The organism is Pseudomonas sp. PF05 (genome assembly GCF_056521845.1).
In genome coordinates this window covers 1-1,594 of record NZ_JBWLPW010000056.1, presented here as the reverse complement: position 1 = coordinate 1,594, position 1,594 = coordinate 1, and the positions used below count along the sequence as shown (strand labels likewise).

Genomic DNA, 1,594 nt, shown 5'->3' with positions numbered 1-1,594 from the left:
GGCCCAGAGTGTGTAAAAACAAATAAAACATCGTCGGCACGTAGTGCCGACAGGTGTTGGCCAATTGATTAAAACCTAAAGCGCTCTTGTAGCTCCAAACGGCCCCTACAAGCGCTAGCAAGGCTCCGTAGGCTTGATTAACGGGGCAAAACGGCAGGCTTCAGGCCGCCAGCGCTTTCATCAGACCCTGCGCACCAAGGATTTTCATCACCCTTTTCCAATTGTAAGCGAGCACATTCAAGCTCATTTCGGTGCTTACCCCAGCCAGCCGCCGCGTCAAAAAATGCGTCGCCCCCATCCATTGCTTCAGCGTCCCGAAGGGGTGTTCGACCGTTCGCTTGCGGATGCTCATCATCTGCGGCTCATTGTTCAGGCGGACCTGCATTTCCTCCAGTACCGCCTCATGTTCCCAGCGCCGAATCTTCCGCTCTCTGGCCGGTGTGCATTGCGCCTTTATCGAACAGGCCTGGCAGTTGGAGTGCCAGTAAACGTCCAGCTTCTTGCCCTTGTCGACATAAGAGTTGCGCCAGATCAGCACTTGCTTGGCGGGGCAGACGTACACATTTTTGTCCGCGTCGTAAATAAACTCGTCATTACCGAAACGGCCATCAAATTTGGCCCGCGAACTCAGCGTTTTCGGCACATAAGCGGTGATCCCTGCCTCGTGACAGGCCAGGATTTCTCTGCTTTTGTAATACCCTCGGTCCGCTACCACCGACAACGATTCGATTTGCATCGCCTCACGGGCCTGCTGGGCCATCGAGCTAAGCTGATCACGGTCGTGACCGACATTGGTCACCTCGTGCGCGACAATCAAATGGTGTTTGGTATCGACTGCTGTCTGCACGTTGTAGCCCACGATGCCATGACCGCTCGTCATCATCATCGAGCGCGCGTCCGGGTCGGTCAGCGAGATCTGTTTGTCCGGCGATGCTTCAAGCTGTATTTCAATCGCCTGGAGCGCCTTCATCTGCTCCTTCAATTTGGCGATCTTCTCTTCCAGGCCGCCTTTGGGCCCTGAAGACTTGGGCTCTTGCCGATCAGCCTCATCCAGCGCCTTCAGATAACGGGCAATGCTTGATTCGATCTCTTCCATCCGGCGCTTCAGCTTGGCGCTGGTGAAGTTGCGGTCGCGGTGGTTCACCGCCTTGAATTTACTGCCATCGATGGCAACGAAATGTTCCGAGAAAAGCCCCAGTTGTTGACACAGCACGACGAACTGCCGACAGACTCCTCGAATGGCCTTTGAGTTGTCTTTGCGGAAGTTGGCGATGGTCTTGAAATCCGGCATCAGGCGACCGGTCAGCCACATCAACTCGACGTTGCGCTGCGCCTCGCACTCAAGACGCCGGCTTGACTGGATACGGTTGAGATAGCCGTAGATGTAGATTTTCAGCATGACTGCAGGGTGATAAGCCGGTCGGCCCGTTTTAGCGGGGACAGCGCTTTCAAAACCCAAGGTGATCAGGTCGAGTTCATCCACGAAGACATCGACAACGCGCACCGGATTGGTATCGCTGACGTAGTCGTCCAAGCTCTCGGGGAGCAAGGTAGTTTGATCTCGATGTTCACCTTGGATGAAGCGTTTCATGGG

General features: G+C 55.0%; 1 protein-coding gene. It reads right to left on the bottom strand.

Annotated elements, in window-relative coordinates; translation table 11 throughout:
* Nucleotides 1–160 precede the first annotated feature (160 nt).
* Nucleotides 161–1,591, bottom strand: a complete 1,431-nt coding sequence (locus AC09SL_RS29390; RefSeq protein ID WP_116641313.1) for an IS1182 family transposase — start codon at nt 1,589–1,591, stop codon at nt 161–163.
* Nucleotides 1,592–1,594 lie beyond the last annotated feature (3 nt).

What these genes read in the sequence shown, in the direction of transcription:
- AC09SL_RS29390 (WP_116641313.1), bottom strand. Translation starts at nt 1,591, where the DNA reads ATGAAACGCTTCATCCAAGGTGAACATCGAGATCAAACTACCTTGCTC.